The sequence below is a fragment of the Salinarchaeum chitinilyticum genome, from assembly GCF_055390775.1.
The window spans coordinates 3,040,709-3,066,362 of the sequence record NZ_AP043888.1 but is presented as its reverse complement, the minus strand read 5'-3'; the positions used below and the strand labels follow the sequence as shown (position 1 = coordinate 3,066,362).

20 protein-coding genes are annotated in these 25,654 nt (G+C 67.3%); 11 read left to right on the top strand and 9 right to left on the bottom strand.

Annotated elements, in window-relative coordinates; all coding sequences use genetic code 11:
• Positions 1 to 125 precede the first annotated feature (125 nt).
• The 8 genes from ACZ5KP_RS14900 (at position 126) to ACZ5KP_RS14865 (ending at position 8,501) form a co-directional block, all read left to right on the top strand.
• Entirely contained in the window at positions 126 to 962 is an 837-nt protein-coding gene (locus ACZ5KP_RS14900; protein WP_460918683.1) for an RAD55 family ATPase, read from the top strand.
• Positions 963 to 1,035: 73 nt separating this feature from the next.
• Positions 1,036 to 1,926, top strand: a complete 891-nt coding sequence (locus tag ACZ5KP_RS14895) for a hypothetical protein (RefSeq protein ID WP_460918682.1) — start codon at positions 1,036 to 1,038, stop codon at positions 1,924 to 1,926.
• Positions 1,923 to 2,480, top strand: a complete 558-nt coding sequence (locus ACZ5KP_RS14890) for a DUF8135 domain-containing protein (RefSeq protein WP_460918681.1) — start codon at positions 1,923 to 1,925, stop codon at positions 2,478 to 2,480. The genes ACZ5KP_RS14895 and ACZ5KP_RS14890 overlap by 4 nt, the downstream gene beginning before the upstream one ends.
• A gap of 95 nt (positions 2,481 to 2,575) precedes the next feature.
• Positions 2,576 to 3,772 (top strand): M20 family metallopeptidase, encoded by a 1,197-nt coding sequence (locus ACZ5KP_RS14885; RefSeq protein WP_460918680.1) that lies wholly within the window; start codon positions 2,576 to 2,578, stop codon positions 3,770 to 3,772.
• A 115-nt stretch (positions 3,773 to 3,887) separates the two neighbouring features.
• On the top strand, positions 3,888 to 5,396 hold the full coding sequence (locus ACZ5KP_RS14880; protein WP_460918679.1) for a carboxypeptidase M32: 1,509 nt from the start codon (positions 3,888 to 3,890) through the stop codon (positions 5,394 to 5,396).
• A gap of 238 nt (positions 5,397 to 5,634) precedes the next feature.
• A complete protein-coding gene (locus ACZ5KP_RS14875; protein WP_460918678.1) occupies positions 5,635 to 6,570 on the top strand; it encodes an ABC transporter substrate-binding protein in 936 nt (311 codons plus the stop codon).
• A gap of 65 nt (positions 6,571 to 6,635) precedes the next feature.
• The gene (locus tag ACZ5KP_RS14870; RefSeq protein ID WP_460918677.1) at positions 6,636 to 7,151 is read left to right on the top strand and encodes a peptidylprolyl isomerase; all 516 of its coding nucleotides are present in this window, start codon (positions 6,636 to 6,638) and stop codon (positions 7,149 to 7,151) included.
• Between the two features lie 78 nt (positions 7,152 to 7,229).
• Positions 7,230 to 8,501 (top strand): NAD(P)/FAD-dependent oxidoreductase, encoded by a 1,272-nt coding sequence (locus tag ACZ5KP_RS14865; RefSeq protein WP_460918676.1) that lies wholly within the window; start codon positions 7,230 to 7,232, stop codon positions 8,499 to 8,501.
• A 34-nt stretch (positions 8,502 to 8,535) separates the two neighbouring features.
• Here the strand turns inward: ACZ5KP_RS14865 and ACZ5KP_RS14860 are convergent, their stop codons facing one another.
• Both ACZ5KP_RS14860 and ACZ5KP_RS14855 read right to left on the bottom strand, forming a co-directional pair.
• Entirely contained in the window at positions 8,536 to 8,820 is a 285-nt protein-coding gene (locus ACZ5KP_RS14860) for a DUF357 domain-containing protein (RefSeq protein WP_460918675.1), read from the bottom strand.
• A 32-nt stretch (positions 8,821 to 8,852) separates the two neighbouring features.
• Positions 8,853 to 10,652: a radical SAM protein gene (locus ACZ5KP_RS14855; RefSeq protein WP_460918673.1), complete on the bottom strand. Its 1,800-nt coding sequence runs from the start codon at positions 10,650 to 10,652 to the stop codon at positions 8,853 to 8,855.
• Positions 10,653 to 10,851: 199 nt separating this feature from the next.
• Between ACZ5KP_RS14855 and ACZ5KP_RS14850 the strand changes: the two genes are divergently transcribed.
• Positions 10,852 to 12,255: a tryptophanase gene (locus tag ACZ5KP_RS14850; RefSeq protein ID WP_460918672.1), complete on the top strand. Its 1,404-nt coding sequence runs from the start codon at positions 10,852 to 10,854 to the stop codon at positions 12,253 to 12,255.
• A 25-nt stretch (positions 12,256 to 12,280) separates the two neighbouring features.
• Here ACZ5KP_RS14850 and ACZ5KP_RS14845 read toward each other — a convergent pair whose 3' ends face one another.
• The 7 genes from ACZ5KP_RS14845 to ACZ5KP_RS14815 form a co-directional block, all read right to left on the bottom strand.
• A complete protein-coding gene (locus ACZ5KP_RS14845) occupies positions 12,281 to 12,460 on the bottom strand; it encodes a hypothetical protein (protein ID WP_460918671.1) in 180 nt (59 codons plus the stop codon).
• Between the two features lie 154 nt (positions 12,461 to 12,614).
• Complete coding sequence (locus tag ACZ5KP_RS14840) at positions 12,615 to 13,466, bottom strand: UbiA family prenyltransferase (protein ID WP_460918669.1); 852 nt, start codon at positions 13,464 to 13,466, stop codon at positions 12,615 to 12,617.
• Positions 13,467 to 13,623: 157 nt separating this feature from the next.
• Positions 13,624 to 15,579 (bottom strand): HEAT repeat domain-containing protein, encoded by a 1,956-nt coding sequence (locus ACZ5KP_RS14835; protein ID WP_460918668.1) that lies wholly within the window; start codon positions 15,577 to 15,579, stop codon positions 13,624 to 13,626.
• A gap of 89 nt (positions 15,580 to 15,668) precedes the next feature.
• Positions 15,669 to 19,973 carry a hypothetical protein gene (locus ACZ5KP_RS14830; RefSeq protein ID WP_460918667.1) on the bottom strand — a complete coding sequence of 1,435 codons (4,305 nt, stop codon included), beginning with the start codon at positions 19,971 to 19,973 and terminating at the stop codon, positions 15,669 to 15,671.
• A gap of 288 nt (positions 19,974 to 20,261) precedes the next feature.
• Entirely contained in the window at positions 20,262 to 21,380 is a 1,119-nt protein-coding gene (locus tag ACZ5KP_RS14825) for a pyridoxal phosphate-dependent aminotransferase (protein WP_460918666.1), read from the bottom strand.
• A gap of 77 nt (positions 21,381 to 21,457) precedes the next feature.
• On the bottom strand, positions 21,458 to 22,672 hold the full coding sequence (locus ACZ5KP_RS14820) for a TIGR04347 family pseudo-SAM/SPASM protein (protein ID WP_460918665.1): 1,215 nt from the start codon (positions 22,670 to 22,672) through the stop codon (positions 21,458 to 21,460).
• Positions 22,673 to 22,708: 36 nt separating this feature from the next.
• Complete coding sequence (locus tag ACZ5KP_RS14815; RefSeq protein ID WP_460918664.1) at positions 22,709 to 23,062, bottom strand: Htur_1727 family rSAM-partnered candidate RiPP; 354 nt, start codon at positions 23,060 to 23,062, stop codon at positions 22,709 to 22,711.
• Between the two features lie 127 nt (positions 23,063 to 23,189).
• On the opposite strand from ACZ5KP_RS14815, the gene ACZ5KP_RS14810 reads away from it, so the two are divergent.
• Both ACZ5KP_RS14810 and ACZ5KP_RS14805 read left to right on the top strand, forming a co-directional pair.
• Positions 23,190 to 24,308, top strand: a complete 1,119-nt coding sequence (locus ACZ5KP_RS14810) for a TIGR04053 family radical SAM/SPASM domain-containing protein (protein WP_460918663.1) — start codon at positions 23,190 to 23,192, stop codon at positions 24,306 to 24,308.
• A gap of 781 nt (positions 24,309 to 25,089) precedes the next feature.
• On the top strand, positions 25,090 to 25,608 hold the full coding sequence (locus ACZ5KP_RS14805; RefSeq protein WP_460918662.1) for a gamma carbonic anhydrase family protein: 519 nt from the start codon (positions 25,090 to 25,092) through the stop codon (positions 25,606 to 25,608).
• Positions 25,609 to 25,654: the final 46 nt, after the last annotated feature.

The following is a 25,654-nucleotide window of genomic DNA, read 5'->3' as shown; positions in this document are numbered from 1 at the left end:
GTCCCCAATCGAAGGCGTCGACCGGGCCGAAACTGCCGTGTCGTCCGAGGAAAGGGCAAGCTCGCAAGCCGGAGGATCACCGATTCCGCCGTAAGTGCTAACGGCAGTCGCTCCGAACGGGAGTCATGGTTCGGGTCCCCTTCGGCGTCTCGCGGCTCGACGCGATGATCGGTGGTGGCGCACCCGCTGGCAGTACGGTCCTGCTGGGAAGCGAGGTCGGGGCCGGGGGACGGGAGTTCCTCTACACGACGGCCGCGATGAACGGGCTCGCACTTGCGGACGAAGCACAGTTCGACCTGTACTATGGGGATCTGGAGGACGGTGCCCAGCTCCCCACGTCGGTCCAGTATCTCTCCTTCACGGACGACGAGAACGCGCTGATCGAGGAGATGGAGTACACGATGGACGAGGAACTCGTCGACGCGGCAGCGGAGGCGATTACCTTCGAAGACTTCTCCGAAGAATACTTCCAGCTCAGTCAGGTGCCGAGCGACTGGTACGCCAGCAAGACCGCGGACATCTCGTCACTCGGCGACCGGCACGACCGACGCGACGTGCTGGAAGCCATCGGCGAGTACCTCAGTCGGAAGGGAGAGGGCAGCCTCGTGGTGATCGACTCCGTGACGGACCTGATCAGCGTCGCCAGCGGCGAGATGGACTGGACCGACATCACCCTGCTCATCAAGGGCCTCAGCAAGGCCGCGAAACGGTGGGGCGGGATGGTCGTACTGCTCGTCACGCTCGACACGCTGGAACCGACGCAGCTCGGGCGGCTCATGGAAGCGACCGACGGGACGTTTCTCTTCGAGTGGGAGACCGGCGGGAGCGAGCGCGCACGAACGATGGTCGTCAAGCAGTTCCGCGGCGTGCTCTCCCGGCTCGAAGAGGAGGAAATCATCCGGTTCGAGACCGAGATCCACGACGGCGGATTCGACATCAGCGACGTCCGCAAAATCCGCTGAGGCGAACGTTTTCGCCGTCTCGCAGGGTGCTGGCCACGGGATACTTATGCCGTGACTCCGATATATTGCACAGATGGCGAGCGAAGACACCGGCGAGGCAGCGGGGATCGCGGTGTCCGAAGACGTCCGTCGCTGGCTCCAGCGACGAGCCGACGAGCACGGCGTAGACGTCGGGCAGTTCGTACGGTTGCTCCTCGCCGCACATCGAGATCTCGACGACGATGACGGTGCCCTCGAGGGACTCTCGACGGACGCGATCGCGGATGTCGACGACCCGGTCGATCGGTCGGAGCTCGACGAGGTCGAATCCGAGTTCCGTTCGCTCCTCGAGGACGTCCGATCGAGAGTGATTCAGGTGAAGCGGGAGGCCGACGGAAAAGCGCCTGCCGAACACGGCCACGAAGCGCTCGAGAGCGATCTGGAGGAACTCGGTGCGGAGCTGACGGCGCTCGACGAGCAGCTCTCGACGCACGGCGACCGTCTCGAGAGCGTCGAAGCGAACCTCGACGATGGGTTCGAGAACTTCGAGGAGGTGCTCGAGTACCTCATCGAAGTAACGGACGACCTGGCCGATCGCACCGACAGGCTCGCCCAGGCGACGATCGGTACGAGGGAGCAGCTGCAGGAACTAGCCGGTTCGATCGAGGAACGAGAGGCTGCGGACCGGCTCAAACGCGACGCTGCCCTGGAGGGGATCGAAGCGGCCGACTGCGAAGACTGTGGACGGTCCGTGCGCGCGGGGCTGCTCACGAGCCCGGACTGTCCGTACTGCGCCGCGAGCTTCGTCGACGTCGAACCCAAACAGGGGTTCTTCGGTTCGGCGACGTTCGTGACGGGGCAATCGCCGGCGTTGACGGGCTCGAACGACGATCCCGTCGCCGAAGCGCTCCAGGCCGACGTCGAGCGCGACCGTCCTCACCCGGCAGACGTCGACTGGGACACCGCGGGTGACGACGACAGATGATCGACGAGGGCGACGGTGCTGGTGAGCGTGATCCCGAGGGCGACGCGGACACCGAATCGGCCGATGAACGGATCGATTCGGAACCATCGAGCACCGATTCCTTCGGTCTCGATACCGATCTCGAACCGGATCACCAGGCCGACGAGGCCGCCGGGGCGGGTGAAGAAGCTGCAGAGGCCGATGCCGAGAGCGGTGCGAACGCCGACGCGCCGCTGGGGTCCCTGGCCTCCACAGTCGACGAGCGCCGAGGTCGCGACGCGGACCGCCCGGACGACGGCCTGTTCGAGGAGGAATCAGTCCCCGAGATCGACTCCGACGTCGTCTGGGAGCAACTCGACCAGGACGAGCCACCGGAGCCGCCGGACGACGCTGCCCAGGACGTCCGCGTAGTGAAGAAACGCAGCTACTGCGAACAGTGCCCGTACTTCTCCGAGCCACCCGAGGTAGCGTGTTCCCACGACGGCACGGAGATCCTCGAACTCGTCGACATGGAGCACTTTCGGGTCGTCGACTGTCCGATAGTCCGGGAAAACGAGCGCCTCGAGCAGCTCTAACGACCGTCAGCGTTGGCGGCCAGCGTTTTTCTCCACGTCAAACAGGTCCCCCGCCAGCCACACCGGTTATTAGGCTGGCAGCCGCTCCAAGCCGCATGGACGAGCTCGTCTCGCTTGCGACAGATCTCGTGGAAACACCGAGCCACGAAGATCCGACGGCAGCCGGAGATCTGATCGAGTCCTGGCTGTGCGAAGAGACGGAAGCGACCGTGCGACGGGACGAGGTGGGAAACGTTCTCGCTCGGCGCAGCGCCGACGGAAAGTCGGCCCCAGAGACTGACGATCAGTCGCCCCCCGATAGCACGTTGCTCACGACCGACCGATCGCTCGCGCTCGTGGGACACCACGACGTCGTGCCACCGGACGACGATCAGATCGACGACGACGGGGCGTACGTCGTCGAACGCCGGGACGGTCGGCTCTACGGCCGCGGGAGCGCGGACATGAAGGGAGCAGTCGCGGCAGCGATGCTCGCATTTCGCGATGCGGAGCTGTTGACCACCGCAGAGACCGCATCGGCCGACGCGCTCGTCTTTGCGAGCTTCGTCGGCGAGGAAATCGGCGGCGAGGGCGCCCGACACGCCATCCAGAACGGGTTCGTTCCCGAGACCGCCGTCGTCGGAGAGGGATCGACTTGCTACTCGGCCGAGGGGGTTACCGACGTCGCCGTCGCGCACAAAGGCCGCCGTGCGAGCACGATCGTCGCACACGGGGAAAGCGCCCACGCGAGCGTACCCGAGGAGGGCGAGAACGCGATCTACAGGGCGACCGACGCAGTCGATTCCCTGCGGTCGCTTCCGGTCCCGTCCGTCGAGGTCGCCGGAGAAACAGTCTCTGGAAGCCTGGTCGTCACCGAAATCGACGGCGGCACCGCCTGGAACGTCGTTCCCGACCGATGCGAGGTGACGATCGACGAACGGACGGTACCGGGCGAGCGCGCCCCCATCGATCGCGTGGCAGCGACGACTGGCGTCGAGTGGGCCGTCGAACAGGACCTGCCGCCGATGCGGTGCCAGGACGAATCCTTCGCCGACGCAGTCCTCGACGCGGCGCGATCGAACCAGGATTCCGGCAGCCCCAGCAGCCCCCAGCACGTGGTCAAACCCCACGCGACCGACGCCGGCTGGCTCGCGGAAGCCGGTACCGACTGCGTCATCTGCGGGCCGGCCCAGCCGGGCGAGGCGCACACTGCGACGGAGAGCGTCTCGCTCGAAGTGCTCGAGCGGTGTCGGTCGATCTATCGAGCGGTCGCCGAATCGCAGGTCGGCGCGACCACGGCACCATCGGAGTGACGGACGATGCGGATACGGAACGGTCGTTCGCTGCGCTAGCACCGTGCGAGCACCCTGAACGCGCAGGATCGCCGAGAACCACGCATTCTTGAACCCCCCTCTGCAACGGTCGATCATGTCGGATAGCGCTACGACGACACCCGACGAACGATACGAGGAGTTCCTCCAGCGCGTCGAACGGCGGCACAACGTCGGTGCCGCGGCTGGCGTCTTGCGGTGGGACCAGGAAGTGATGATGCCGGAGGGTGGAACGACCGCCCGGTCCGGACAGCTCTCGGCTCTCTCCGCGATCGGTCACGAACTGCTGACCGACGAGGAGATGGCGGGCTGGATGGAGACGCTCCGCGACGCTGATCTCGACGACGATCAGCAGGCCGTCTTGCGCGAAGTCGGTCGGGAGTACGACCGCGCGACGAGCGTCCCCACCGACCTCGTCGAGGAGATCTCCGCCGCGACCAGCGAGGCCCACCCGACGTGGACCGAAGCGAAGGAGGAGTCGGAGTTCGAGACGTTCGCACCCTCACTCGAACGGCTCGTCGAGCTGAACCGGGAGTACGCAGAGCACATCGACCCCGACCGCCCGGCCTACGAGGTGCTCTTCGAGGAGTACGAACCCTACCTCGGTCTCGAAACTGCGGATCGCGTGCTCACCGAGCTCCGAGAAGGACTGGTCCCACTCATCGAGCAGGTTCGCGAGAGCGACGTCGAACTCGCGTCGCCCTTCGACGGCGAGTATCCCGCCGAGAAGCAGGAGGAACTCGCCAGAACCGTCCTCGACGAACTGGGCTACGACTGGGAGCACGGACGGCTCGACACCGCACCGCACCCGTTCTCGACGGGGACGCAGTTCGACGCCCGCGTGACGACGCGCTTCGACGAGTCCGAACCGATCGGCGCGCTCTCGAGTACGATTCACGAGTTCGGGCACGCCCGCTACACGCAGGGGCTTCCGAAGGACCACTACGGCACGCCGCTGGGCGAGTCGCGCGACCTCACCGTCCACGAGTCCCAGTCGCGGTTCTGGGAGAACCACGTCGGTCGTTCGCGGAACTTCTGTGAACGCCTCGTCCCGCTGATCCAGGACCACCTCCCAGGCACGGCGGACCTGACGACGGAGGAGCTGTTCGAGGCCGCCAACGAGGTCTACGAGGACAACCTCATCCGCGTCGAAGCCGACGAGCTGACCTACCACCTCCACATCGTCGCCCGCTACGAAATCGAGCGCGAGCTGATCGATGGAGACCTCGCGATCGACGACGTACCGGATGCCTGGAACGACGCCTACGAGGAGTATCTCGGGATCAGGCCGGAGAACGACGCCGAGGGCTGTCTGCAGGACATCCACTGGAGCCACGGCTCCTTCGGCTACTTCCCGACGTATTCGCTGGGGAGCGTCCTCGCCGCCCAGATCGACGCCGCGATGCGCGAGGACCTCGACGTCGACGAACTGGTCGCTGACGGCGAGTTCGAGCCGATCCGCGAGTGGCTTCGCGAGGAGATCCACCAGCACGGCGCGCGCTACACGACCGGCGAACTCATCGAGAAAGCCACTGGCGAGCCGCTCACGGCCGAGTACTTCCTCGACTACGTCGAGGACAAGTACGGCGAGCTCTACGACCTCTGATCATTGCCAGCGGCGTGCAGGGGTCGTGGCGAGCAGGCGGCGCGTGGCCGCTATTTCGACCGGCCATCAGCTGTGTTTCCGACGGCGCGCCGCGCATCCGCCTCGGCCGTCGGAACCGACGCGTTAGCGCATAGATTACTCGACGCGAGTTCGCCGCGGCATCCCGCTTAAAGCTGTAGTCCCACCGAGACGGCAGACGAGAACAGACGTTTATGGCCGAGTAGCCGAAAGTCGATCCATGGACGTCGTCACGCTGCTTCCGTCTGCGACGGAGATCGTCGCTGGACTGGGCGTCGATCCCGTTGGGACCTCCCACGAGTGCGACTACCCGCCCGGCGTCGAGGAGCTTCCCGACGTCAACACGACTCGAATCGACGCCGAAGCGTCGAGCGAGGAGATCAACGACCAGGTCGCGCGGGCCGAGGCCGGTGACGGCGTGTACGAGATCGACGTCGACCTGCTGGAACGGCTCGATCCCGATCTGATCGTCACGCAGGGGATCTGTGACGTCTGCGCGGTCGACACGGTGCTCGTCGAGGACGTCGTCGCCCAGCGCGGGATCGATGCTGAGATCCTGACGACCGATCCGCACCGGTTGGGCGACCTCTACGCAGATATCGAGCGAATCGGTGCAGCGCTCGGGCGCGAGGAACGTGCGGCGGAGTGGGCCGCCGACCTGCGAGCGCGCGTCGACGCGGTCGAGTCGGCCGTCGATCAGGCTGCGCCCGCGACCGAGGATCGGCCGTCCGTCGCCGTTCTCGACTGGCTCGATCCCGTCATGGTGGCGGGCCACTGGATTCCCGAAATCGTCGAGCACGCCGGCGGAACGTACCCGATGGCAGAGCCGGGCGACCGTTCGACTCCACGAGAGTGGGAGTCGGTGTGCGAGACGGATCCGGACGTCCTCGTCGCCGCACCGTGTGGCTTCGATCTCGAACAGACCCGCGAGAACCTCCCCGACCTCACGGAACGGGAAGCGTGGCGCGGACTGCGGTCAGTTCGTGCCGGCCGGGCGTACGCGATGGACGGCCATCACTACGTTAATCGGCCGGGGCCACGCCTCGTCGACACGCTCGAACATCTCGCCGCAACACTCCATCCGGGCCACTTCGACGAACCGCCGGCCGACGTCGTCCGACCGCTGTCGGAGCTGACGGCACCGACGCACCTGTAGGACTGGCCAGCGCGTCGACGCCGAGACCCGCACGCTTTTCGGCCGGGGTCGCGTCCGATTCATGCATGGGAGACACGACTGCAATCCTGCACACGAATCGTGGCGACATCGAGGTCGAACTCTACGAGGAGAAGGTCCCGAACACGGTCGAGAACTTCGTCGGTCTCGCGACTGGCCAGAAGGAGTGGGAGGATCCCGAGACGGGCGAGACCATCGAGGGCGAGCCCTACTACGAGGACGTCCCAATTCACCGCGTCATCGAGGACTTCATGATCCAGACCGGCGACCGCACCGGCACCGGCCGCGGCGGTCCGGGCTACACCTTCGACGACGAGTTCCACGACGACCTCACCCACGACGGGCCCGGTGTCCTCTCGATGGCCAACAGCGGCCCGGACACCAACGGCTCGCAGTTCTTCATCACGCTCGATGCGACGCCCCACCTCGATGGCAAACACGCCGTCTTCGGGCAGGTTGTCGATGGGATGGACGTCGTCGAAGAGATCGGAAGTCTGCCGACGGACCGTGGCGACGAACCCCAGAAGGAAGCGACCCTGGAATCAGTCACTGTCTACCGATAAGCTTCCAGTTCACAACGCTCGCGTGGTAACTGACTACCGAACACCGTCTTTTAGGTGCGGCCCGTCGAAGCCCAGAGCATGACTGCTGACCGGGTCGTGATCGCTGGCGCTGGCCCGGCCGGCCTCGTCGCTGCACGGCACCTCGCCGACGCTGGCGTCGACGTGACCGTTTTCGAAGCCGGCGAGGAGGTCGGCGGCCGAGTCGCGACGCGGACCGTCGGCGGCTACACGCTCGATCGGGGCTTCCAGGTCCTCTTCACAGGGTACCCCGCAGTCCAGCGGGAGCTCGACCTCGACGCGCTCGACCTGCGGACGTTCACACCGGGCGCCGTCATCTGTCGGCCGAACCGCCGCTCGATCCTCGGTGATCCGCTCCGCGATCCACGATCGATTCCGCAGACGCTGACCAACCGCGAGATCACGACGGGCGACGCTTATCGGCTCTGGCAGCTTCGCCGGGATCTCCGCTCGGAAACCCAGGGCGCGATCTTCTCCGGTGCGGACCGGACGATCCGCGAGGAGCTCGATCGTCGAGGGTTCTCGGACGGATTCGTCGAGGCCTTTGCCGCCCCGTTCATCGGCGGGATCACGCTGGATCGGTCGCTGGAAACGAGCAAGCGCGTCTTCGAGTACGTCATGAAGGTCCTCGACGACGGCAAGACGGCCGTGCCTGCAGCAGGAATGGGCGCAGTGACCGAGCAACTAGCGAGCAGCGCTCGCGATACTGGCGCTACGATCGAAACTGGCACGCCCGTCGAATCCGTCACGGCCGACGACACCGGCGGCGACTTCGACCTCGGCGGCGAGACGGTCGACGGCCACGCCGCGATCGTTGCGACGGACGGACCGACGGCCCAGGAACTGACTGGCGTCGAATCGATCCCGACGGACGGCAACGCCGTCGCGACCCAGTACTACACCGTGCCCGCCCACGCCGCGCCACCTGGAAAGCGTCTCCACCTGAACGCCGAGAACGAACAGCCGAACACGCTCGTCACGCTCTCGAACGTCGCTCCAGAGTACGCGCCCGACGACGATCGGGCACTGATCTCCGCGACCTTCCTCGGCGATCCAGACGCGCCGAACGCGAAACTCGACGACAAGACACGACGTGCGCTCACGGCCTGGTATCCCGAGCGACAGTTCGGCGACCTCCAGCTCTTCGCGACCGACCGAATCGAGTTCGGCCAGTTCGCGCAACCACCCAGGTGCCACGACGATCTTCCCGGCGTCGCCGCGCCGGACGGCCGCTGCTATCTCGCCGGGGAGTACACCCAGTGGTCGTCGATCCAGGGCGCGATGGCGAGCGGACGCGACGCCGCGCAGCGCGTGCTGGCCGATCTGTCCTGAGAACCGAATCGGCCGACGCCGGAGCGCCCGGTGGTTACTGCGTGAAGAGGTGGCCCTCGCTGGGGACGTCGAGCACACCGACGCGAGCGCCGGCATCGAGCCAGCCGTGGCCGTAGGAGAAGGCCGCGAGCGCGTCGGGCAGATCGTCGGTATCCCGGAAGTGCCGACCATCTCGGAGATAGGATTCGGCCATCTCCAGGCACTGCTCGGCAGCCTCGGACTGCTGGTCGGGGAGGTCCTCGGCGACGGTCGCGACCTCGAGCGCCTCCGCGAGGAGCGACTCGTACTGGTCGGTCTTGGATTCGAGATCGGATGTCATTGGGCTGTGAGAGTGGTTCTCGGTCGCGGACGTCAGTCCGCGCCGCTGGGCGCCCCCGTCGTGACGAACGAAGAGAGGTCGGCGTCGACGCCGAGATCCGTCACGGAGTCGTAGGGTCGGTTCACGACGATGTCGCCAGCGCGCTGTTTACCGATCCCGGGGAGCGCCGCGAGCTCGTCCATCGACGCGGCGTTGAGGTCGAGCGGATAGGGCACGCCGGTGACGGATCGATAGCCGTGGTCGACGATCGCGACGTCGATCGAGCGGCCGAGTTCGCGCTCGCCGGGGATACCGACGAGCAGTGGATAGGTCCCGAGCTGCCTGCCGAAGGTGCGGCCGCCCTCGTGGTACTCGAGGTGGACGTCGGGGAGGACCGTGCCGGGCGGGGCGACGCGCTGGAGCATCGGGTTGTCGATCTGCTCGCGGACGCGAGTCTTGTAATGCTTGAACAGCTGCTTGTGGTCGTTGGCGATCTGGGCACCGGTCTCGTCCATGTCGGTCCCGGGGAACGCCATCACCTGCCGGATGTTGACCCGGCGGAGCACGAGCCCCTCGTCGTAGACGCGCTGGAGGAACTGCTCGTTGTGCTCGAAGGTCTCCTCGCGTTCGCCCTTCAGTCCGTGGAGCAGATTGATCCCCGGAAGGAGCTTCGGGAGGCGGCGCGGAGCCTGGTCGCCGAAGGTCGGCGCTTCGAGATCGGCGGCGGCGCCGTGGACGCTGCTGTCTCGTTCGGCGGGCGGGGTGCCCGGCGCGCCGGGATCGAACGGCGGCTCGTCGTTCTCGGATCGCCAGCCGGCGACCTCGTTGACGATCTTCACCGCCTGGAAACATTCCTCGGCGGAGACGTTGAGGTTGTTCTCCTCCTGGACGATCGGATCGGCAGATTCGAGGCCGAACGCTGCGGTGTCGCCGGGCGTGTTGTGCCGGGCGATGACGTCGAGGCCCTCCCGCGAAAGATCCGGCCACTTCACGATCGTGATCGGGTTCACGTTGTCGAGGTGGAGCGTCTCGAGATCGGGCACGACGGTTCGAATTCCGCCGTAGAGCTCACGGAGCGCGTCGGGGTTGGGCTTCTCGCCGTCGCCGCCGTAGGCGAGGATGTCGGCCTGGCGACCGAGCCGGAAGTTCCGGACGCCGTGGTCGGCCAGCGCGTCGACCTCGCCGACGACGGTCTCCGGCGGGCGGAAGGTCGCGTCGCCGTAGAGCGGCTCCGTACAGAAAGAGCAGCGATACGGACAGCCCCGGCCCGTCTCGAGTTCGCAGATGAGGTAGTCGGGATGGTTCGGATGATCCTCGACGATGAACGCACCCTTCTGCGCCCAGCGGGTGACCTCCTCGACGTCCCGGTAGCGACCGTTGAACCCTTCCAGTCCGCTCTCGACGATGTCGTGGGCGGCCGCCTCGACGTCGCCCATCGCGAGGAAGTCGAAGTCGAGGTCGTCGCGCTCGGTCTCGATGCCGCCGGCGTTCTCCTCGCCGACGCCGAACTTCGCGGGGCCGCCCATCACGCTGACGCCCTCCGCGGTCCAGGCGAGCTCCCTCACTTCGTCCGGCTCGGCGGGCGTCCCGCCGACGTACTTGCCGGGGACGGTCATACCGCCGATGTAGAGCAGGAAATCGGCGTCGGCGACGTCTGCCCAGCGGTTCCGATCGTCGCGGAGTTCGTCGATCGTGTGGTAGGTGATCCGCTCGCGGGGGACGCCAGCGTCGACCATCGCGCCAGCGGCGTAGCGCGGGTAGGTCGAGATGTACGGCGGGACCCCGAAGTGGGCGGGCTCGTCGACGTAGCCGTCGACGATGGTGACGTCGATGGACTCGGGGTCCGCTGTCATGGTCGCATTCTTGCCGTTCGAGGTGTATAACGCGTGTGGATCGTCCGGCTTCGGACGTGGCGGTCCGGTCTCCGGCGGGAGCAGATTGTGCGACTCGGTGCCAGTGTGCACACGTCCGGCACGGGACGGACGCCTATCACCGTCAGCCGACAAGATTCGTCGGATTACCTATACGTTCGGCCAGGGCGAACCCGGAGACATGTACGAATCGCGGATGGTGGATCGCAGCAGTGTGCCCGACCGAGCGGAGCGAGAACGGTTGCTCGAACGGGCTGGCTACAACGTCTTCGACGTGCCAGCCGAGGCCGTGGCTGTCGATCTCCTCACCGACTCCGGCACGGGGACGATGAGCACCGACCAGTGGGCTGCGCTGCTCCGCGGCGACGAGGCCTACGCGGGAAGCAGAAGCTTCAGCGAACTCGAGGACGCCGTCGCGGAGGTGATGGGGTTCGACCGGATCGTCCCGGCCCACCAGGGACGGGGCGCCGAGCACGTGCTCTACGGTGCGATCGTCGAGGAGGGCGACGTCGTCCCGAACAACACGCACTTCGACACGACCCGGGCCCACGTCGCGGAGGCCGGGGGGCTCCCGGTCGACTGCCCGGTAGCGGGCGCGATGGATCCCGATGCGAGCGGCGAGTTCCTCGGGAATCTCGACGTCGACGCGGCCCGGGAACTGGCAGCCGAGCACGGCCCGGAGAACGTCCCTGCGATCGTGGTCACCGTCACCAACAACGCCGCCGCTGGCCAGCCGGTCTCCATCGAGAACGTCCGTAGAGCACGCTCGCTCGCGAACGATATCGACGCCCGTCTCGTGATCGACGCCTGCCGGTTCGCCGAGAACGCCTACTTCGTCAAGGAGCGCGAGCCGGGCTGGGCAGACGCATCGATCCGGGAGATCGCTCGCGAACTCCTCGGCTACGCGGACGCTCTCGTCATGAGCGGGAAGAAAGACGGTCTCGCGACCGTCGGCGGGTTCGTCGCCGTCGGTGATCACGACCCAGGGGACGACGGTGGAGACAGCGACGACACCGACGAGCTCTTCGAGCAACTGAAACAGCGAGCGATCCTCTACGAGGGGTTTCCAACCTACGGCGGCATGGCGGGCCGCGACATGGCGGCGATGGCCGTCGGGCTCCGGGAAGCCGTCGAACTGGAGTATCTCGAGCACCGCGTCGGGCAGGTCCGGGAGCTGGCTGATCTGCTCGAGGCGGCCGAGGTCCCCATCTACCGTCCGGTGGGCGGTCACGCGGTTTACGTCGACGCTGCAGCTGCGTTACCGGCGATCCCGGCCGACCAGTTCCCCGGACAGACGCTCGTCTGCGCGGCCTATCGCGAGGGCGCCGTTCGTGCGGTCGAACTCGGGAGCTTCGCGTTCCCGAAGACGGAGCGCCCGGAGCTCGTCCGGCTCGCGATCCCACGGCGTACCTACCACCGCGAGCACCTGGAACTGGTTGCGGACGCGTTCGGCGACGTGCTAGATCGAGCCGATCGCCTCACTGGTCTCGAGATCGTCGAGGAGCCGGAACGCGAGTCGCTTCGCCACTTCTCGGCGCAACTCCAGCCGCTCGAGGGTGCGCTCGTCGACGGTCCTGCCGAGTAAACGGCAGGAAGAACTGTAGTGCGAGCTACACCCACTCGGCGAGCGGCCCGACGGCGTCGGACTGGATCCAGGCCTCCTCGATCTCCCGGTCGTAGATAATTGTCTCCTCGTGGTCGACGGCCACTGCCGAGTAGCGGTCACCGTCGTCCGCGTCGTGGTCGACCGGGTCGGTGCCCATCGTCTCGTCCATCTCGTCTGCTGGCATGGGTGTATAGCGTGTCGGGCCAGCGAGGCCCACCGCAGTCGGTCGTCGCGCGATTCGATCACTGCTAAGCGGCCAGCCTTGTTAACTGTTATCGTTCGACAAACCCTTGCCGGCACGGGTATTTCGGGGCGCAGTCGGGTCGCCAGCACTGGCATCACCCAAGCGGTTCGAACCAGACCGCCGCGACCAGCACGGCCAGGAAGACGTACGCACCGCGGATGAGCAACATCGTCGCGATCTCGGGATCTGCTCGCCTGGTCGCGAGCACGACCGCGCCGAAGGCAGCGACCGCGAGGACGCTCGTCGGCGGGAACACGGCAACCGCTGCGAGCGCGAGCACGACGAGAAAGCCCAGCGCAATCAGCCCGTAGGCGATGCGGCGCGCTCGCGGCGGACCGACTGTCACGGCGACCGTCCGCTTGTCGATCGATCGGTCGTAGTCGTAGTCCTGCGCGTCGTCGATGACCTTCACGCCGGAGAGCACGAGCAGGAAGACCAGCGCGAACGCGATCGGGACCGGAGCGATGGCGGCCGTCTGGACGTAGTACCCGCCGACGATCGCGAGCGCGATCCCCGCCGGATAGCCGGTGGTCGCGGTGAGTGGGTTCGTGTCGAGCTGTGGCGCGTGGTGGTAGCCGATTACCCACGTCGGGATGGTGAGGAAAGCGGCGATCGGATTCACCGCGATCCAGAGCACCACGACCGCAGCGGCAAAGAGTGCCGTCGCCCCGACGAGCGCGACGCGACAGCCCACCACCGTGAGCGGGTGATCGTCGTCCTCGCCGCGGACGTGAAAGTCCACGTAGCCGTCCTTCACGTGTGCCGTGTAGACTGCCGCGAAGATGGCGATCGAGTGGACCGCTGCGAAGGCAGCCGAATCCAGCCCACCGAGTACTGCGCCGAACCACGCGGCGGCGATCGGCGGGAGCATGAACACCGGGTGCACCTGGGAGGCCAGGGCCCGGAGCGCGGCGACCGGGCCGGTCCCGTGACGGGCGAGCGACACGGTTCACGCAACGGCGACTGGCACAAAAAAACGTCGTGACGATTCAAGGGGGTAGGCCGTCGCAGAAGCCGGTGCAACGGACTCCGTGGCGGTCGGGGTCGGTCGGTACCCTGGCGGAGAGCTCCGTCGTCGGTCGGATTCCAGCGACAGGGACCACCTACTCGCGCTCCGACTCGGCGACCGGGTCTCTGTGGGCCTGGAGCTCCGACGCCGCAACCGAGACTGCGTCCGGATGGGACGCCGCGATCGACTGGAGAGCCGCGGCGATCAACGAACGGACGTACCGATATTCGTCGTCGCGTTCGAGGCGAGACTGCAGCGCATCGCTGGCGACCGGGGCAAGTTCCCGGTGGGCGGCACCGACCGCACCCAGCGCAGTGGTTGCCGACAGACGGACGTCGGCGCTGACGTCCCCGAGTCCGTCCCGGAGATCCTCGATGACGGATTCGGCAGTGTCGAGATCCTCGGCGCCGATCGTCCCGAGGGCCTCGAGCGCTGCGGATCGAACCTCGGCGGCGTCGTCCGCCACGAGTGGCCGGACGTCCCCACTGACGTCTGGCGCCAACGCCGGGATTCCAGCGCCGATCGTCCCGAGTGCCTCGGCCGCCGCTGCTCGCCCGTGGTGGGGCTCGTCGTCGAGAAGCGCCCGTAGATCGTCCAGTGCGAGCCTGGCAACCTCGGGGTCGGCAGCCCCGATCTTGCCGAGCGCGACGGCCGCATCTGTCCTGTTCCAGTGCATGTCGGCCGCGAGGAGGTCCAGAAGATCCGGCACGACGGGCCGGACCGCGTCGGGGCGGACGGCCCCGATCGTGCCGAATACCTCAGAGAGGTCCTCCATGGAGCCCCAGTCGTCGAGCCCGTCGAGAAGGTCGTCCACGATCGGATCGACGGTATCGGGGTGGCTCACAGCGATGCGGCCGAGCGCCTCGACGATCGAAATCCGCATTATCTCCGTGAAATCGATGCGAGCCCGATTCACCACCTCGGCCCGGTCCAGCCACTCGCGTAACGTCTCGACGACCTGCGGGGCGATCGCTGCATCCGCAGCCGCGAGCTTCCCGAGCGACTGGACGACCGAGAACTGCACGGTCTCGCTGCCGTCCTCGAGCATTGCCACCAGCTCGTCGAGGTGTGGGCGGACCGTCGCAGGTCGTTCGGCGGCGATGACCCCGAGCGCGTCGACGACGGACTTGCGGACCTGTTCGTTCTCGTCGTCGATGTGGGCCAGGAGACGGGGGAGCTCGGGCACGACGGCGTCGGGGTGTTCGGCCCCGACGCGTCCGAGCGAGCTGATCGCCGTGGTGCGGGCGAACTCGGGATACTGATCGCTGGGGTCAGCATCGGCGAGCGTGCAGAGATCCTCGATACATCGTTGGCGTTCGTCGGGGTAGACGATGGCGATGTCGGCGAGCGACGTGGCGGCGACGATCCGGAGACGGTGGTTCTCGTCGGAAAGCAACTCCCGCAACTCCTCGACGACGGGACTGACGAGGTCGGGGCGAACCAGCGCGATCCGGCCGAGTGGACCGGGGACCCCAGTGACGTCAACACCCTCGTCCCTGGTCAGTGCGAGCAAGTCGTCACCGGCCGGAGCGATTGCCTCCGTATAGGCACGCGAGATCCCTGTCAACAGGGTGAGGGCCTCGCGACGCATCGACGCGTCGTGGTCGAGATATCCGATGATCTCGTCCACGTGCGGATGGAATAGAACGGGCTTCACGTCGGCGAGTTCGCGAAGCACGGACCTGGCTGCCTCACGTCGGGTTTCGACGTCGGCCTGGAGCGCGGCCAGGAGGAACTCGATCGTGGTGTCGAGCGCGCCGGGGTTCTCCAGTGCGTACCACGTGATTTTATCCGCTGCTCTCTCCCGCACCTCTTTTTCGTCGTGAACGAGGTACGGCTGGAGCCCCTCGGCGACCCGTCGGACGCCATCCGGATGCGCCGATGCGATCTCGTCGAGTGCATCGGTGGCCTCGGAGTACCCATCCCGTTCCGTGAGCAGTTCACACCACGCGGCGACGTCCGCTTCGGTGGCCGTGGCGGGATCGACTGTTTCTCGGAGGTATTCGACTCGTCGGCGGGGATCGTCGGGTGCGTCTGGGTGATCGGTCATGTGTATCGGGTGCCGGAATTGCGTCGGATTCCCATCGTCCGGTTCAGACGGTTGTCGAGCGGTCGTGGCCGCAACGACGACGCAGCGTACTACCGGTCCTCGTGATCCGCGGGATTGCTACCGATCCCTCCACCGGTGTTCGAGACCGGTTCGCCGTCGGGGACACCGGTGTCGTCGCCACGGTCGCCGTCGAACAGGTCGTTCGCGACGGTCTCGTGCCCCGCGTTCCGGAGTCCGTGATCGATGCGGAGCAGGTACTCGCCGGGATCCTTGACGTTGGCCGAGGAGAGCGTGTCGGCGGCTCGCGAGACCGTTCGTTCCAGGGCGTCGTCGCTCCGGAGCAGGTCCGCATCACCTGCAGCTTCCAGCGACTCGCTCACGGCGTCGATGCAGGCTTCGATCGAGGTCCGGGGGCCGTGGCGTTTCGCTCCTTCCACGACCACGTTGGCGTACGTCGCTTCCAGAAACGCCGCGGGATCGTCGACGGTCGGTCCGTTCGTGTACGTACGAAGCTCGGCATCGAGGCGCCGTCGCCACTCGTCGGCCCCGTCCTGGGCTGCTTCGAAGAGCGCCCGAACGTAGACGTCGGCGACGAACTCGGCAGGGTCCTCCGGCGCCACGCTACTCGCGGTCGCTTCGATCCTGTCGCTCACGACGTCGAACCACTCCGCAGTGTCCGAGACGTCGGGGTGCGTTCGACCGACCCTCGCGAGCGCCTCGGCGTAGATCCGCTCGAAGATATACGCTCGCTCCAGATCGATCCACTCGAGTGAGAACTCGTCGTCGAGGATCGCCAGGACCTCGGTCACCCCGAACCGGACCTCCTCGGCCGGACCGTCGGCGGCGAGCGCCAGCGCACCGCCGAAGACGGACGCCACGTACACGACGGGGTGCGGTGGATTGTCCGCCGCCTTCGCGGCGACCGCGATCTTGGACAGCACCGCCTCGACCAGGCGGTCGTGCGTCCGTTCACCGACGTCCGACCGGGTCAACACTGCCGTGAGAATCTCCGCGTCGGTCGACGCGAACGCGTCGAACCACCTCACCTTCTGCGGGCCGTCGATCGACTCGCGAGTGCTCCGCAAGGTTTCGACCAGCACCGTGACCCACTCCTGGGCCCGACTCGATTCGCCCTCCCTGGCCCACGTCGTCGCTGCACCGCCGTAGACGTCCGCGAGGAACGCCACCGGGTCCTCGATTCCGTCGGACGTCGCTCGCGTTTCGATCAGCTCCGTGAGACCGGCGTACCAGGTGTGTTCCCCGCGCGGAGTCACGCCGTCGCCCGTATCGTTCCAGTGCTTCCCGTCGGGATCGAACCCGCGGACGTGCGTCGACAGCGCCCCGCTGTAGACGTCGGTGAGATACTGGGTCGACTCGTCGGCGGACGCCGTCGGCCCGATACTCCGTGGCACCGACGCATCGTACAGCGTCAGCCAGTCCTCGAAGCCGAGGGAGTCCTCGAACGCGATCGTATCACGGCCGTACGGATAGCTGCTGGCCGCGTCCGGGAAGTCACGCTCGACCTGGCCGAACGCGGCGAGCCCGCTCGCGTGGAGCGCTGCCCGACCGTCTCGACCGGTCTCGAACGCGTCCGAATCACCGATAGCATCGACGAGCCGGTGACATTCCGCGAAGAAGCGTTCCGCCCGGTCGAGGTCGCCCGACTGGACGACGGTCCGGACGGCCCGGCCGTACCCCTCGAGCACGAGCGCCTCGGAATCCTCGAGGTTCGCCGCCGTCGCCGTGTAGCACACGGACTGGCCCACGGCGTCGAAGAACGAACCGACCGCCTCGTCGGGACAGTCGTGCTCGAAGACCCACAGCCCGAGCCCGCTTCCGTAGAACGTCGTGAGCAGCCGTCGCCGACTGTCCGGATCGGCGACGTCCTGGAGTGCGTCCCTCGCCCGGGACTCGACGTCCTCGACCCAGGCGGTGGGGGTTTCGCCGGGGCTATCGTCGGAACCCTCGACGCCGGCCACCGCCCCGAGCATCGATGCAAAGGAGTTCCCGAGTGTCCTCGCAGTCCGATGATCGGTGGCGCCCATCGCGTGCTGGCGAACGCGAGTGACGACCGTGGAGATGCCGCCGTTTGCCGCCCGCAGATCGTCGGCCCAGCGGGCGATTCGACCGGCAGCACGCCCGTAGACGAGGTGGACCGGGAACTCCCAGCCCTCCTCGACCATCGCGTGGAGCGCCTCGTCGACGCACCCGACGGCGCCGTGGTTCACGGTCGACCCGTCCGGTGGCTGTGCGAGCCGCGCCAGTGCGCCCGAGAAGGCGGTGGCGAACGGCTCCAGGTCGCCCCCGACGGACTCCCGGCCAGCGAACGGGGCGGCGGTCTCGTTCGTGACCTCCAGCACGCCGCGAGCCACCGCGTGCACCCACTCGTCGGTCCGCGGGTTCGCCGCTGCGACGGCGGCGATCGCCGTCTCGTAGACCTCGCCACGGTACAGGAGCGCAGCGTCTGAGTCACCGGTCCTGTTCAGCGCCACGTCCGCGACGAGGTCGTCGACGAACGAGAGCCACTGCCGGGCAGCGGCAGGTCCGTGTGACGCGGAGACGATCTCGACGACCTCGGCGACGACCGTCCCGAGGAACTCGCCGTCCAGGGCGTGGTCCGGAGCGCCCACGATCGCGGCCAGCGTGCTCTGGTCGGCCACCGGATCGACCTCGACGGTCCGCCGGGACGGTGACTCGACCTCGTTCCAGCCGATCGCGTCCAGCAGGTCGCGGGCGACGACAGCTGGTTCCCGGTCGATTTCGGTGGACGGTTCGCCGAGAGAGACTTCGACCCGGTCCGTCCAGGCCGTGAACTCGTCGCAGTTTGTGCGTTCGGCGACCTCGTCGAACCGGTCGCGATCGGCGTCGTCGCAGATCACCAGTGCACCGGCACAGCTCCCGTCGTCGACCCACTCGGGGAGTGCGCGAACGCCGTCGTCGCCCACGATCCTCGCTGGCCCGGCTCCGTACGTCGCGACCACGACGGCGTCCCCCGTCGCCTCGATTCCCGGGCGAAGCTCGTCGGGATTTCTGAGCCCGGTGAGTCTGACAGTCGCTCCCCAGTCGTCGAGTTCCGCGGCGAGGGAGGCGGCGACCTGTCGCTTCCCGCTCGCTTTCGGTCCGGAGAGAACCACCAGCCCACCGTCGATCGCTTCGAGGAGATCGACGTCGTCGACGAACGTGCGCCAGTCGTGACTGGCCCCGTCGTCGGAATCATCGGACTGCTGGATCCACTCGGGCAGTTGGCGATCCGCAGCAGCGTCCTCCAGCGCTCGCGGTCCGTCCCAGTGCCAGGCCCCGACGAGTGGCCACCGCCCGTACTCGTCGGAAGCCGTCGAACGCGCTTCGAGCGAGTCGGCCTCCGCGTGGAGCACGTCCGCGGCCTCCCCCACCACGTCACGAGCCACGTCGAGCACCGCCTCCGCGTCCGCAGCCGTCGAGAGACGATCCTCGAGGGCGGATCGGGGGGAATCGGCGGCGAACACCTGCAGCTCGTCGATCGTTCCCGGCGGGAGATCCAGGGCGATCTCCAGCGCCTCGGCGGTGGTGGGGAGCATCCGGAACCTGGTGACGGCCTCGAGCCAGTCCGCGTCGTCGTCCAGTCCAATGGCGACGAGCGCCGCGGCAGCGAGGACCGGCGGCGAGCGCTCGGTGGGACGTCGGCCGGGCCGACCGCCGCTCGGGACCAGTTCCGAAACGCGGTCTTCGAACTCCCTGCTGATCGGGCCAATCGAGACGTCGTAGCCATCGAGGACGTCCCTGACCGCACCGGGGAGGAGGACCGGCGCGTCGTCGTACTGCGACAGGGAGAGCAATGCCGCTGGCGTGACGGTCCGGTCGTACCAACCCAGCCGTCGTTGCAACGCCGGCTCCCGGAAGTCGTAGGCCGGATAACTGGTCCGGGCCAGCACGGCCGCGCGGTCCTCTTCACGGAGCGTAGACACACTCGATCGGTCCATCCGCTCGAGAATCGCGTCGATCGCATCGATCGCAGCCGTCGGGGGCGTCCGGACGAGTACCACGGCGTCCACCGACTCCACGAACTCGCCGTCGACGCCGTCGGCGCTCCGGCAGAGCCAGTCGAAGCTCCGGGGACGGGTGGCGAGCACTGCACCACCCGGCCTCGCAAACAGCGAGTGCTCGCCGCGCTCGGTCATGTACTCCGAGTGGTGGTCGTCCGCTATGTCGAAGACGGCCGAGACGAAGTCGTCGACGAACACGAGTTCGTCCTCGTCGACATTGGCAGTCTCGGGGAATGCGTCGACGGACGGACCGAGCGGTGCCAGGTGTCGTGCCAGCTCGATGCCAGGTGCGCCGAGAACGAGCGTAAGCTCCCCCGGCTCGACGGACGCTGCCAGTTCGTCAGGTGCGACTTCCGCGATGGTCGTGTCCATTGGTATTGCGCCCACTCCGTCGACGACCCCCGTCGGGAGAACGACGACGACAGTAGTTGTTTTTTCGTCTATTCACGCACAATATAGGTGTTTCCACAGCGGGCCGGCGCTCGGCGAAGCGCCGTCGGCGGAACCCCGGATCGGTCGTCGATGCTGATCGTCTCCTTCGGCGAACTCCAGCCCTCACAGACGGGCCGTGACCGGGGAGCTGGTGAGGATCGGTTTCGGTCGATCCTGCAACGCCTGTAGGAATATCCGCAGGGTCGTCGCTGGAACCGGGCCGGTCAGTCAGACGGCCTGCGTCGCCTCTCGCATGATCGAGAGGGCCTCCTCGAGTTCGTCCATCCCCGTCGCGTAGCTGATCCGGGCGTATCCCGCTCCGCGTTCCCCGAAGGCCTCACCGGGCACGACGACGACGCCACGGTCGATTACCTCGTCGACCCAGCCCTCCGGGACCTTCGGCATCGCGTAGAATGCCCCCTCGGGCGTCGGGACGTCGAGCCCCATGTCGGTCAGTTCGTCGAGGACGAGATCCCGGCGCTCCTCGAAGGCAGTCACCATCTCCTCGACTGGCTCGCGCGGGCCGGTGAGCGCTGCCTCGGCGGCGTACTGTGCTGGCGCGCTGGCACAGGCCTGTCCGTACTGGTGGACGCGGAGCATCCGCTCGATTCGCCGGTTGCTCCCCGTGACCCAGCCGAGTCGCCAGCCCGTCATCGAGTAGGTCTTCGAGCAGGCGGAGACCACGACGACGTTGTCGGTCTCGGCGAACTGCAGCGGCGAGTGGTGCTCGCCCTCGAAGACGATGTGCTCGTAGACCTCGTCGGAGATACAGAGGACGTCGTGCTCGTCGGCGATCCGGGCGAACTCGCGCATGTCCGCCTCGGACTGGACCGCGCCCGTGGGGTTCGCGGGGCTGTTGACGACGAAGGCTGCGGTGTCCTCGGTGATCGCCTCCTCCACGGTCGCCGGATCGAGCGTCAGGTCCTCGCGGAGCGGCAGTGGCGTCGGAGAACCGCTGGCGATCCTCGTCAGCGCGTCGTAGGAGACGAAGCCGGGGTCGGGGAAGAGCACCTCCTCGCCGGGGTCGACGTGGGCCTCGAGGGCGATGTGGAGTGCTTCGGAACCGCCGGCCGTCGCGATGAGGTCCGCGGGATCGACGTCGATGCCCCAGTCCAGATCGTATCGGTGTGCGATGGCCTCCCGGAGCGACCGAGTGCCCTTGTTCGAGGTGTACGCGTCTGCGATCCCCTCGTTGATGGCCTCACAGGCCGCGTCGCGAGCGTGGGCGGGCGTCGGGAAGTCCGGCTGGCCGAGCCCGAGGTTGATCGCGTCATCGCCGGCGGCCTCGAAGACCTCCCGGATCCCGCTGATCGACACCTGCTCGACCCGCTCGGAGAACTCCGTCATGTCCGGAGGGGCGTCCGGGGGGCGCATACCTCTTACGGAGGCACTCCGATCCGGGGGAGTCCGCCGCCCCGGAGGGATCAGTCCGCAGGATGTCCGATCGCCCCGTCCCCGACGCCTTCGCGCTCTGCCTCCGTCAGGTAGCACTGCGGATCGGGCGCGAACGGATCGTCGCTCGCGGCGAGCGCACGGAGCCGCGAGCCGCCCCGGCAGATCGACTGGTAGCGACAGCTCGCACAGCGGCCGGTGAGGTGCTCCTCGCGTTCACGGAGCGCGGCAACGAGCGGGTTGGTCTCGTCGCTCCAGATGTCGCCGAAGGAGCGGTCCCGAACGTTGCCGAGGCTGTAGGACTGCCAGAACTGCGTCGGGTGGACGTTCCCCTGGTAGTCGACGTCGGCGACGCGCTCTGCGGTCGGATCCCCGCCGTTGCGTTCGAGGTAGCGATAGATCCCCTCTGCAGCCTCTTCGTCCAACTCCGAGCGTGCGTACTCGACGAGGAAGGCGGCGTCGGCGTAGTTGCCCACGAGCAGCGTCTCGATCTCCTCGCCGCGGGCGTGGTACTCGCGAGTGAGATCACAGAGCGTGCGGACAGCCTCGCGCTTCTCGGGGGGCGCCAGATCCACGTCGGCGATCTCCGCACCGCGACCGCCGTAGTCGAGGTGGTAGAAACAGAAGCGGTCCACTCCTTCCTCGTGGAGCAGTTCGACGACGTCCTCGAGATCCTCTGCGTTCGTGCTCGTGATGGTGTAGCGTAGCCCGGTCTTGAGTCCGGCGTCGAGGCACGTCCGGATGCCACGGACCGCGTCCTCGAAGGCACCCTCCTTCCCGCGCATCTCGTCGTTGTGGGCTGGCATTCCGTCGACGGAGACGCCGGCGTAGGCGAGGCCGGCGTCGCGGAGCGCAGCGACGCGCTCCTCGGTGAGCAGTGTGCCGTTCGTCGAGAGCACTGGGCGGATTCCGAGGTCGGAAGCGTAGGCCACCAGCTCCTCGAGATCCTCGCGGACGAGGGGCTCGCCGCCGGAGAAGAGTACGACCGGCACGTCGAACGCCGCGAGATCGTCGAGGAGCCCCTTGCCCTCCGCCGTGGAGAGTTCGCCAGGGGCCCCGACCTCCTCCGCGCCGGCGTAACAGTGCGAGCAGTAGAGGTTGCACTGCTTCGTGAGGTTCCAGACGACGACCGGCCGCTCCTGTTTGTCCTCGCGAATCTGGGGCTTGCTGGACTCGCCGGCCGCGTCGTAGCGCAGTCCGTCGCCTTCGGCCTCGCCGCCACACAGCAGTTTGCTGATGGAGATCATGGATCGTGGTTCGCTGGGGTGCTCGTGCTCCTCGAATCAGAGTTCGGTGACGCGGGGCTCGTCCTCGGCGTCGTGCTCCTCCGTGTCGTCCTCGTCGACGACGTCCGTCGGTGCGTCTCCGTTCGAGTCCGTCGCTTCGCGTTCGTCGTCGTCGAGGTCGTGCGTCGAGAACCGTCGGACCTCGTCTGCCGGGCACAGCCAGAGATCGTCGGCGTACCAGGCGAACAGCCGGCTCGCCTGCTCGTTCGCGATCTCGGCGGTCTGTGCGCTGACGCTCCCGACGTGACCGAGGGGTTCGTCGGCGTCGTCGCGGACGAACACCTCCCACTCGCGGCTGGGGTCACCGCGTGGTTCCGCACCCACCTCGTCGCGATCTGCCTTCTCGACCATGCCTCTGGATTACGAGTGAACCACCAAAACCGGCCCTCGCGTTCCCACCGGCTGAGAACGGCCGCTGCGTCCTTTTCAACGGGATCCAAAGTCGTCCTCACGCGGACGTTCCACACAATACCCTTCCATGCGCCCTACAGCCGTCGACACCGACCAACGACCGTTCGTGTTGATCTGGGAACTGACCCAGGCCTGTGAGCTGGCCTGTGATCACTGCCGCGCGGAGGCCCAGCCCGATCGCCACCCCGAGGAGCTGACCACCGCCGAGGGCAAGGAGCTGCTCGACCAGGCGCGGGAGTTCGGCGAGAACCAGCTCGTCGTCCTCTCCGGTGGCGATCCGGCCGCTCGCCCGGACCTCGTCGAACTCGTCGAGTACGGAACCGACGCCGGCCTCTCGATGACGGTGACGCCCAGTGGCACGGCCTCGCTCACCCGGGACGTGATCGAGGACCTCTCCGACGCCGGCGTCCGTCGCATGGCGCTCAGCATCGACGGCGGCGTCGCCGAGGAGCACGATGCGTTCAGGGGTGAACGGGGCAGCTTCGGGGCGACGCTGGAGGCGGCGGCCCACGCCCGCGGGGCAGGCGTCCCACTGCAGGTCAACACGACCGTCTGCGCGCGGACCGTCGATCAGCTCCCCGCGATCCGCGAGCTCGTCGCGGATCTCGGGGCGGCGCTCTGGAGCGTCTTCTTCCTCGTTCCCGTGGGACGCGGCGCGATGCTCGATCCCGTCAGTCCCTCGCGAGCGGAGTCGATCATGGAGTGGCTCGACGACGTCGCAAGCGAGGAGTCCTTCGGCGTCAAGACCACGGAGGCGCCGCACTACCGGCGGGTCGCGATCCAGCGACGTCGGGCGGAGCAAGGCGGCGAGGGGCCCGAATCGGGGGTGGCAGCAGGTGGCGAGGGCGGTCCCGGTCGTCGCGGTGGCATCGTCGCCGGCGACGGCTTCGCGTTCGTCTCTCACACCGGGGAGGTCTACCCCTCCGGCTTCCTCCCGGAATCGGCCGGCACCGTCCCGGAGGAATCGATCGTCGACGTCTACCGGAATGCCGATCTCTTCGAGCGACTCCGAGACCGCTCGGAGCTCACGGGTAAATGCGGGGCTTGCGAGTTCAAGCACGTCTGCGGTGGGAGTCGGTCGCGGGCCTTCGCGACGACGGGGGATCCGTTCGCCGCCGATCCGCTCTGTGAGTACGTTCCCGACGGCTACGACGGCCCGATGCCCGACGGAACGCCAGCTGATTAGGGATTTTGCATCGCTCGGTGTGCGTGTGGTCGATCTGACTACTGATTATACAGAAAGAGAGAATCGGGACATCCGAAAGCCCCAGGACGCTCGGAATCCCGGGGCTCGCTGCATGCTTCCCTCCTTCGCTACACTCAGTCAGTCCAGTGCTTGCGTCGCCCGGGGACAGCCGAGAGTCCTGCCCCTTTCGATGTGCCGGAAGATCAGAGATCTTCCGTACCTCGCGAAATCGAAGATTTCGCTCAGCCCCACCCGCCTCACTCCTCCCCAGCCTTCTGCGCTGCTCGCTCCGCTCCGCTGCCTGAGGCGAAGCCTCAGACTTGCTGAATCTCCGATCCAGCATCGCTCGGCCCTCGCGCGCTGGCTGCCGATGGCCGCTCGCCCGCTTCGGGGCTCGCGACCACGCCAGCGCGCGCCGACGTGGACCACCGGGGGTTCGTGATCGGTGGAAACTCCAATAGGGTGGGGCTCAGGAAGGGGCCGACCGCTCCGGGAAGCACGGCGACGCAAGCACTGGAGCGACCGGAGGGAGCGAAGTCGTTCGAGAGAGCGAAGCTCTCTCGTGATGACGAAAGACGCTTTGCGTCTTTCGAACCACGCGCAGCGAGCCGCGCGACCGGAGCGGGAGGGGGCTTCCGTGGCGGTTCACTCATCAGCCAACTCCCACGCTCCGATCTGCTTTCCCTAGTAGTCCAGTCCCACAATCAACACCGAATAACCACACGTGGACAGCCAGACGTAGCAGGAATCCTTTATGCCGATTGCCCTGGTACCACACTGCATGGATTCTCGTACGTACGCCTTCGAGGGTGCGCGCCCGTCGATCGACGAGGACGCCCACGTGAGCAGGGAGGCGACGCTCGTCGGCGACGTTGCCGTGGCAGCGAACGCGAGCGTCTGGCCATGCGCAGTCCTCCGTGGCGACGTCGGCCCGGTCGAGATCGGCGAGAGCGCGCACGTCGGCGACGGGGCAGTGCTCCACGCCTCGACCGCAGCCGAGGAGGCGATGATCGGCCACGGTGCTGTCCTGAACGACGCGACTGTGGGCGAGGACGCCCTCGTCGGGTTCAACGCCACGCTCAACTCGGACGTGACTCTCGGCGCCGGGAGCGTCGTCGCATCGGGGTCTGTCGTCCCCGCGGGCTGGGAGATCCCGGAGGATTCCTTCGTCCGCGGGGTGCCAGCGCAGGTGACGCCGATCGAGGACACGAGCCTCGACGCCGAGGGGATCTCGAAGCGCTACGCGTCTGGCGCCTACTCCGACCTCGCGGGACGCCACGAGGAGCTGTTCGAGGACTGAACCCAAGGTCGAGGGCTGTCCTGAACGGGAATGGGACGGCGATCAG